This is a genomic window from Azospirillum sp. UFLA03-27, from assembly GCF_059803775.1.
Genome location: NZ_JAUQTX010000259.1, coordinates 1 through 9,053 on the forward strand (window position 1 = coordinate 1; position 9,053 = coordinate 9,053).

Genomic DNA, 9,053 nt, shown 5'->3' on the forward strand with positions numbered 1-9,053 from the left:
GGATCAGTGCAGCAGCGGACTGCGCGCGGCGAGCAGCGCCGTGTGGGCCAGGATGTTGGCGCAGCCCAGCCACAGCCAGGCCTGTCGCCCGCTGCGGAACAAGAAGCAGACGCTGGCCACCCCCAGCCAGATCGGAACGACGAGCCACATGATGAATTGCAGCTTGTTCACCGCGGCCGGCCCGCCGGGGCCGATCCAGGCGAACAGTCCCGACAGGGCGATGGCCAGCGAGAATCCCAGGACCACCCCGGCCACACTCTTGCTCCACCAGTCAGGACGGATCGGGGCGTGTGTGTTGCGGATGGAGGATGCGTCGGTCATCGCTCAGCCCTCCCGGCGTGCGGGCATGGCTCCGCGGGCGGCGGCGGCGAAGGGCAGGATGGTGAGGACCAACATCCCGACGGTGAGGCTGGTGAACAGCGCGGTCACCGGATGCATCACCACCGACCACAGCAGCCACCCTTCCAGCAGCGCGAGCGTCCCGATTACGCGGCTACGGCGACCGGCCAGTGGGCGGGTCAGCCATTGCTGGCGCGGTGCCGAAAGATAGAAGCAGGCAATTCCGACCACGGTCGCGGCCAAAGCCAGCCCGTGAAAGGCGGCTTCTGCCATCGGTGCGGTTCCAATCATGGCGCGCCAATCCGATTCGGTGGAGAAAGGCCATGTTCTGCCAATCAGGAATTGAAATTGCAAGTGATTCCTATTTGCATTAAGAATCACAGCCGCGGTCGGTGACCGGCGCTTGCTCCGCGTTCTTTCAAGAAGCCTCGGAAGCTGGCCTTGCCCATGGCTGTGGAGCGCGGATGGACGGGCGGCCGCGTGGCGTCGCTCAAGCCGAAGCGTTTCTCACCTGCCCATCGAACGTGCGGCAGAACGGCGACGCCGGCCTCAGGGCGTTTGCAATGGCAGGTTCAGGCTGGTTTCAGGTCAGCCATTGCGTCATTCCGGCGTTGCTGGACACCACCGCGTCGATGCTGTCGCGCAGCTTGGCGAGGCTGATCGGTTTCACCAGATAGCCGTTGACGTTGTGCTCCTTGGCGAAGCGCACGGTGCTGAGGTCGGCATCGCCGGTCAGGAAGATCACCGGGGTCTTGTCCACGTCCTTCACCTTGATCCCCCGCACCCCCTGGAGGAACTGCTTGCCGTTCATCGGCGCCATGTGGATGTCGCAGAAGACGATGTCCGGGCGCGTGCGCACCACCTCCATCAGCCCATCCTTGCCGTTCGAGGATTCCAGGATCGAGCGGACGCCGATCTCCTTCAGCACCTTGCGGATCAGGCCGCGGGTGAAATTGTCGTCCTCGACGATCAGGATGCTCAGCTTCGAGTAATCTACCGCCATAATGGGCTGCCCTTGTTCAAGACGTCGGTGCGGGACTGTGCGACGCCCGCATCGCGGCGGTCGCGGTGATCAACTCGTCCAGGGTGGCGTCCAGCATGCTGGCGAGAAGCGCGGCGGTCTCCGCGTCCCCGGCGTCCAGCAGGTCCTGGGTGTCGCCGGCCAGCCGGCCCAGCCGGGCCGCCCCGATCGACAGGGCCGCCCCTTTCAGCGTGTGGACCGCGTCGCGGGCCGGGCCGGCGTCTCCGGCCTCCAGCGCCGTCACGGCGGCCTGGATCAGCCCCGGCGCCATGCCCAGGAAATCGCCGAGGAAGACCATGGCGTCCGGGTCGTCACGGCCGAAATTCTGGCTCAGCTGGCCGAGGTCGAAAATCTGCGGGTCAATGTTGGCGTCCGCCCAGCTCGGCGTGGGGGACGCTTCAGCCACGGCGGCCGGCTCCGGCTTGGCAGGCGTCCGGCGGGCCGGCAGGCGCAGCGAGCGGGCTTGCGGCAGGAAGCGGTCCAGCGTTTCGGCCAGCAGCCGGGATTCGATGGGCTTCGTCAGATAGCCGTCCATCCCCGCTTCCAGACAGCGCTGCTGCGTGCCCGGCAGGGCGTCGGCGGTCAGCGCGACGATGGGCAGCCGCGTCACCGCACCGGCGCCCAACGCCTCCGTCAACTCCTGCTCACGGGCACGGATGGCGTGGGTCAGGCCGAAGCCGTCCATCTCCGGCATGTGGAAGTCGGTCAACAGAAGGCCATAGCGGCCGGGCTGCAGCATTTCCAGCGCGCGGGCGCCGTTGTCGGCCATTTCGATGGCATAGCCACGCTTGTTCAACATGCGGCGGATCACCGTCTGGTTGATCGGGTTGTCCTCCGCCACCAGGATCAGCGCCCCGGCCGCGATGGCGGTCTCGATGGGTGGCGGTTCCCACCCGGCCGCGTCATGCTCTCGCGGTTCCGACCGCCGTTCCAGGCTGGCCCGGCCCAGCGCCGCCGCGATGGCCAGCCAGACCCGCCGCCGCCGCAAAGGCAGATTGACGGCGCACAGCAGCCCGATGCGGTCGGCTTCCGACATGGTGGAGGCCAGCGCCCGCGGTACGGCCAGGATGACCGCGGGGACCGGACCGTCGGCGAAGGCTGGGGACTGCACGATGGCGCGGCAGCAGGCGATGGCGGCTTCGGATTGCACCCCGCCGTTGACCAGCACCACCAGCCGCCCGCTCTCGCCGCCCAGGGTGGACTGCTCCGCCCGATCCGCCTGGGCCTCGGTCACCGCCTCAAGGCCGTCGTTCAGATCGTACCAGCCCAACGGGGCGATGCCGGCGGCATCCAAGATTCCTTGCAGCGCCCGACGTCCGTCGCCGTCGAAGCCGACAGCCACCACGCGGGCGTCGTCCACCGCCACCGCCGGGACCGCCGGCGTTCGGGGCTGCGGGCAGTCGGCGGTCGGGGCGGCCACCGCGAAGGGCAGCTCGAACCAGAAGGTGGACCCTTCGCCGAACACCGAGTCCACCCCGATGCCGCCCCCCATCATGGTGCACAGCTTGTGGCAGATCGTCAGCCCCAGCCCGGTGCCGCCGAAGCGGCGCGAGGTGGAGCTGTCGGCCTGCTGGAAGGGCTGGAACAGCTTGGCCCGCTGCTCCTCGGTAAGACCGATCCCGCTGTCGGTCACGGCGAAGCGCAGCATCACCCCGTCATCCCTGCCGCCATCCGTGCTGGACCGCGGCTCGGCGCTGACCGTCACGGCGACGCTGCCTTTCTCGGTGAACTTGACGGCGTTGCCCATCAGGTTGATGAGGATCTGGCGCACGCGCGTCGGATCGCCGGTCAGCTGGTCGGGAACGCCCGGCCCGACGTCGACGGAGAGCTGAAGCCCCTTTTCCTCGATGCGCCCGGCCACCAGCTCCGCCGACTCCTCGACCACCTCCAGGGGGGAGAAGGGGACGGATTCGATCTCCAGCTTGCCCGCCTCGATCTTGGAGAAGTCGAGGATGTCGTTGATGATGATGAGAAGCGCCTGGGCCGACGACCGGATGACCCCAAGCATGCCGTGCTGTTCCTCGGTCAGGTCGGTCTGGTCCAGCATCTCGGCCATCGCCGTCACGCCGTTCATCGGCGTGCGGATCTCGTGGCTCATCACCGCCAGGAAGGAGGACTTCGCCCGCGTCGCCTCCTCCGCCTGGTTCTTGGCCTCGTGCAGGGCGGTTTCCCGTTGGGCGATCTCGGTGACGAAATGCTGAACCGAGCGGGCCATGGCCCCGACCTCGTCCTGGCGTCCGGTGTCCACGATGTCGCCGGTCAGCGGATTTCCGGCCAGATGGACCATCTGCCTTTGCAGGCGGTCCAGCGGACGGGTGATCGAGCGTGCGGCGTAGAAGGCCCCGGCGATCGCCAGCAGCAGGCCGGCGGTGGCCCCGAGCACAAGGGCGGACCGCAGGAAAGCCCCGATGGTTTCGGCGTTGCTGCGGAACGTGTCGTTCAGCGCGCTGGCACCCGACGCCATCTCCTTCGCGTCCGCGTCCATCCGGGCGATCATCAGGTCCTGGACGCTCAGCCCCTCGCGCACCTTGTCCAGGCTTTCCCGCCAACCGGCCACGGCGGAGATCATGCCGCCGCGAACCAGCGGGGGCAGTGCGATCCGCTCGATCTGCTCCTCCACCGCCGTGCCGTCCGCGATCAGCGTGATGGTCGCTCCGATGTCCCGGTGGCTTACCGCGTCGGCTGTGGCGTGCGCCAGCTTCAGCACGGCGATGGTCACGCCTTGCGCCTGCTGTTCGGTCTCGTTGGCCGACACGGCGTGGGCGGTGAGTTCGGTGACCTCGTTCAGCGTGGCGGCGTAGGCCGTACCATAGACGTTCAGGATCTGGTCGATGCGCTTTTCCAGCTCCTGCGCGCTGTCCCGGATGTCGCCGCCGTCCATCAACGCGCTGGACACCTGCGAGACCGCCGCGACGATGCGTTTTTGCCCCCGGCTCTCGCGCCCTTCCGCGGCGGCAGCCCGCTCCAGTGCCTCCTCCAGCGCTTCTGCGCTGTTGCTCAGGCGCAGCATCAGTACGCCGGTGTCGTGCGTACCGGAACTGCCGGGTGCGCCGCCGCCTTGAGCCTGACCGTGTTCGCGGGACAGCCGGGCCGCCTCGTGCCGCCACAGACCGGCCAGCGCGGCGTAGATGCTGCGGGCGTTGTCCAACACGTCGCGGTGCAGGCTCAGGCGGCGGTCGGAGTCCGCCACCGTCTCGGCATAGCCGAGGTTGGCGAGGTTCTGGCGCTGGCGGGCGGCGTCGGTGATGTCGATCAACCGGGCCGCCTGCTGGGCCATGGCGCCGATCAGGGCGTCGTTCTGCTCGGTGACCGCCTTCAGCTCCTCCATCTGCGTGGCGTAACGGTCCAGAACCCGCCGCGTCTCGCTGACGGCGCTTTCCAGCGCATCGTCCTCGGTGGCGTCGGCCAGAGCGTCCAGATGGCGGCGCGCCTCGCCGGTGTGGGCGTCAAAGCGGACGGCCTGGGCCGCCCGCCGGCTGGCCGCGGTGTTCAGATAGTCGGAGCGCGCCGCCTCCGCCCCCAACAGTTCACGGTAGATCGTGCCGGCGGTGACCACCGAACCGTTGGCGCGGTCGGACTGCTGCAGCAGGAACCACGCGACGATGGCGATGGCCGCCGCCACCAGCACGGGCATGCCGCCGACCGCGGCGATCCGCTGGGCGATGTTGGTGCGGATCATCACCTCGCGCCGCCGCTCACTGGGCGAGATCGACGCGGTGGAACAGGTGCAGGCCGAAAGGATTCATCCGATAGCCCTTCACCTCTTCGCGCAGCACCATGAACACCATGGAATGGGCCAGCGGCAGCCACGGAGCCTGGTCTTTGAACACTTCCTGCGCCCGATGGTACAGGGCGGTGCGTTTGGCCACGTCGGTGGTCTGCTTGGCCTCGATGATGAGGTCGTCGAAGGAGCGGTCGCACCATTTGCCCATGTTGCCGCCGCCCTTGCGGGCTCCCTCGCAGCTCAGCAGCGTGTAGAGGAAGTTGTCGGGGTCGCTGTTGTCGCCGGTCCAGCCGATCATGCCCAGCTGGTGGTCACCGTTCATCAGCCGCTTCATGTAGACTGACCAGTCGTCGGTCACCAGGGTGGCTTTGACGCCGACCTGGGCCAGATCGTTGGCCATCATTTCCGCCGCCCGCTTGCCGGCGGGCATGTAGGGCCGGGCCACCGGCATGTGCCACAGCTCGATCTCGAAGCCGTTGGCGTAGCCGGCCTCGGCCAGGAGCTGGCTCGCGCCCTTGGGGTCGTAGGGAATGTCGGTGATGGCGTCGTTGTAGCCCCAGTTCGTCGGCGGCAACGGATTCTTCGCCGTGCGCCCGGTGTCGCCGTAGAGCGCGTCGACCAGAGTTTCCTTGTCGATGGCCATGCTGAGCGCCCGGCGCACCCGCACGTCGTCCAGCGGCTTCCGTTCCACGTTGAAGGTAAGGAAGGCGACGTTGTAGCCCTCCTGCCGCAGCAGGGTCAGCGACGGGCTGTTCCGGATCTTCGGCAGGTCGGTCAGGTTGGGATAGGGCATGACATGGCATTCGCCGGCCTGCAGCCGGTTCAAGCGGACCGTGGCGTTGGGGGTGATGGCGAAGACCAGATTGTCCAGGGGCGGGCGCCCGGCCCAGTGCCCTTCGAACGCCTTGTACTGAAGCAGGTTGTCCTTCTGGTAGGAGAGAAGCTGGAAGGCGCCGGTCCCCACCGGCTCCCGATCGAACAGCTCCGGCGTGCCGAGCTTGGCCATGGTGTCGGCGTATTCCGCCGAGGTGATGGCGGCGAAGACCATCGACAGGTTGGCCAGGAAGGGCGCCTGCGGCCGGTTGAGGGTGAAGCGCACCGTCAGGTCGTCCACCGCCTCTATCGACTTCAGGATCGAGCCCATGGAGAGGTCGTTGAAGTAGTTGTAGGCCCCGTTTCCGACCGAATGGTACGGGTGGTCCTTGTGCCACTGCCGGAAGAAGCTGAACAGCACGTCGGCTGAGGTCAGCGTGCGCGTCGGCGCATAGCCGGGCGTGTCGTGGAAGCGCACGCCGGGCCGCAGTTTGAACGTGTAGACGGTGCCGTCCGGCGAGATGGTCCAGGATTCCGCCAGCGCGGGCACGATGCTCTTCGATTCCGCGTCGAAGCGCACCAGCGTGTCGTAGGCGTGCAGGATCGCGTCGAAACTGGTGTTGGTGCGGGCCAGCGCCGGGGCCAGATTGTCCGGGTTGCCTTCCGAACAGAAGACCAGCGTCGATGCCGCCTCGGCCTTCTGCTGCGCTCCGGCGCCCGCCAGAGCGGCCGCCGCGATCAGGAATGCCCCGCCCAGCCGGGCCACCCGCTTCTTCAACAAACCTGCCTTCACCGCGCCGTACTCCTTCAACCGATCACCTGCCCGAGCCCCGAATTGGTTCGCGGAGATTAAAGCCAAGAGGCGCTTACTTGCAATTGACGATATCTTTCAAAAGACAATCTTTAAGTTTCTCCGGGGAAACAATGCTTCGCCGTCGAAATTATCTATAACGATCCGAACGCATCGAGGGGGGAATGGCGAGAAGCGCACCATTTCATTGAGCGGCCGGACAGGCACCGATACGGACTGCCGCCAGAGCGGCGCGGCTCAGCCGCACGGAAGCGGACCGGTGTGAGGTTAAGTCGACTTAAGCTCGCAAAAAGTGCGCAAAGCTAGCCGGATCGCAACTTTCCATATTGAAAAACCGAAACCTCTGTGTTGAGGCAATCTTGGGAAAATCCGTTGACAATGTTGAGGGTTTGACGAAGGATGCGGCCGGACAAGCGGACGGGAGACCCCAAGAACCATGGCCGGAGAAAGCCTCAAGGGGCTGCGCGAGGAGCGCGGGTGGAACCAGACCGAACTGGCCGCTTGGCTCAACAAGAGCCTGGGCCGCAAATACGACCGGGCACAGATTTCACGCTGGGAAAGCGGATCGGAACGGACCCCCAAAGCGGTCGTGGACGCTGTCGAGACCGAGCGCAGGACCGACCGGCCGCGCTGCGCCACCGTCGTGATGTGCGGCTCCGCGAAAGGAGGCGTTTCGAAGACGACCTCAGCCCTGTGCATCGCCTATTGCCTGCTCGCCCAAGGGTCGAAGGTTCTGCTGATCGATTGCGACAGCCAGGGCAGCGCCACCGTCCATCTCGGCTACTCGCCCACCCAGATGGACCAGATGGAGGTCGAACGCCGGACCTTGTACTACGCCCTGGCGGACGACAAGCCGCTCGCCGACTACATCATCCAAACCCCGGAGCCGCGGCTTGACCTCCTTCCCGCCTTTATGAGCCTGGCGGATGCCGACGTCGAACTTGCCCTTGGCAAGCTGGCCCCCCTGCGGCAGCGCATCGGCGAAGTCCGGAACCAGTACGACTTCATCGTACTCGACACCGCCCCGAACCTGGGCGCCGTCACCGTCAGCGCGCTCGAGGCGTCGGACCTTCTGCTGGTGCCGTGCCAGACCGAGGCGTTGGCGCTCGTCGGCCTGCGAAACGTGCTGCATTCCCTGGAGAACCTGCGGCGGCGCCGCAATCCCGGACTGCGCATGCTTGGTATCCTTCCCACGCTGTTCTCCGCCCGCCTGACCCAGGACCAGGCGACGCTGGAGGATCTGCGCCGGGGCTACGGCGATCGTTACCGGATTTTCGATCCCATTCCGAGGGCAACCGTGTTCGCCCAGGCGGCGGCATCGGGCGTGATTCCTCTCGCCGCCGTCAAGAACATCCCCGGCCGCGCCGTCTTCGAGGAAATCGCCGCCGCCGCCCGCGCCGCCGCCAAGGAGATGAAGGCCCATGTCGCGTAAGCTCGCCCGCCGCACCGACCTGACCGCATCGGCCGAGGTGACCGGACCGGCACCGAAGGCGTTCGACCTCTCCGACGACTTCCCCTCGGTGCTCGAACTGGACATCGATCGCATCGACCGCCACACGCACCAGCCGCGCGCCGTGCAGGACGATGCCTCCCTCACCGAACTGCGGCGGTCCATCCTGCGGCACGGCCTGTTGTATCCGATCCTGGTGACCCCCGGAGGCGGAGGCGGCTACGCCCTGGTCGGCGGCGGACGGCGCCTGCGGGTTTTCGAGTTGCTGGGCCGAACCACGATCTTCGCGCGGGTGCTCTCGGGAGACCCCGACGAGCTGGCGCTGGTCGACAATCTGCAGCGCAAATCACTGAACGCGGTCGAGACGGCCCGCTCGCTCGATGGCCTTCGCAGCAAGCACGGCTACACCCAGGAAAAGCTGGCCGAAGTGATCGGCAAGACTCCCGCGGCGATCTCGCGGGCGCTCGGCATCCTCACTCTGCCGCAGGACGTCCTCGACGAGTACATGACCCTCGCCGACCGCGTCCCGCAAACCACGCTGGAGGAGGTCGCCGCCGCGCCCAGCGAAGACGGGCAGCGCAAGCTGTGGAGGCTCGCCAGAAGGGGAGCGACCGCGAAGGCGATCACCGAGCAGCGTCAGGAGATGAAGCGCAAGGAGCCGGATGGCCTCTTGCTCAAGAGACGCGCGGCCGGCGCCGCGGTCCGGGGGCTCGTCCAGATGGTTGCCAAGCTTGAGGAGAACCGTGAGGGCATCGGCGCCGCCGAACGGTCCGCGCTCGAAGTGATTCAGAAGAAGCTGGCGGCGCTCCTCGCCGATTGAACGGCTCGCCGCACCGCCCGGCCTGCCTCATCGGGCTGTCTCTTATACACATCTCCGAGCCCACGAGACTATAAC

General features: G+C 67.0%; 7 protein-coding genes. 2 read left to right on the forward strand and 5 right to left on the reverse strand.

Features of this window, described 5'->3' with window-relative positions; translation table 11 throughout:
- Positions 1-3 precede the first annotated feature (3 nt).
- From Q4I23_RS27070 to Q4I23_RS27090, 5 genes are all read right to left on the reverse strand, one after another.
- Entirely contained in the window at positions 4-321 is a 318-nt protein-coding gene (locus tag Q4I23_RS27070; RefSeq protein ID WP_498528260.1) for a hypothetical protein, read from the reverse strand.
- A 3-nt stretch (positions 322-324) separates the two neighbouring features.
- Positions 325-612: a hypothetical protein gene (locus tag Q4I23_RS27075; RefSeq protein ID WP_454019828.1), complete on the reverse strand. Its 288-nt coding sequence runs from the start codon at positions 610-612 to the stop codon at positions 325-327.
- 310 nt (positions 613-922) lie between these two features.
- The gene (locus Q4I23_RS27080) at positions 923-1,342 is read right to left on the reverse strand and encodes a response regulator (RefSeq protein WP_237906676.1); all 420 of its coding nucleotides are present in this window, start codon (positions 1,340-1,342) and stop codon (positions 923-925) included.
- 16 nt (positions 1,343-1,358) lie between these two features.
- On the reverse strand, positions 1,359-5,039 hold the full coding sequence (locus Q4I23_RS27085) for a hybrid sensor histidine kinase/response regulator (protein ID WP_498528261.1): 3,681 nt from the start codon (positions 5,037-5,039) through the stop codon (positions 1,359-1,361).
- Between the two features lie 16 nt (positions 5,040-5,055).
- Positions 5,056-6,690: an ABC transporter substrate-binding protein gene (locus Q4I23_RS27090; protein WP_498528262.1), complete on the reverse strand. Its 1,635-nt coding sequence runs from the start codon at positions 6,688-6,690 to the stop codon at positions 5,056-5,058.
- A 454-nt stretch (positions 6,691-7,144) separates the two neighbouring features.
- Here Q4I23_RS27090 and Q4I23_RS27095 point away from each other — a divergent pair, with 454 nt between their 5' ends.
- On the forward strand, positions 7,145-8,140 hold the full coding sequence (locus Q4I23_RS27095) for an AAA family ATPase (RefSeq protein ID WP_498528263.1): 996 nt from the start codon (positions 7,145-7,147) through the stop codon (positions 8,138-8,140).
- Positions 8,130-8,978 (forward strand): ParB/RepB/Spo0J family partition protein, encoded by an 849-nt coding sequence (locus Q4I23_RS27100; protein ID WP_498528264.1) that lies wholly within the window; start codon positions 8,130-8,132, stop codon positions 8,976-8,978. The genes Q4I23_RS27095 and Q4I23_RS27100 overlap by 11 nt, the downstream gene beginning before the upstream one ends.
- Positions 8,979-9,053 lie beyond the last annotated feature (75 nt).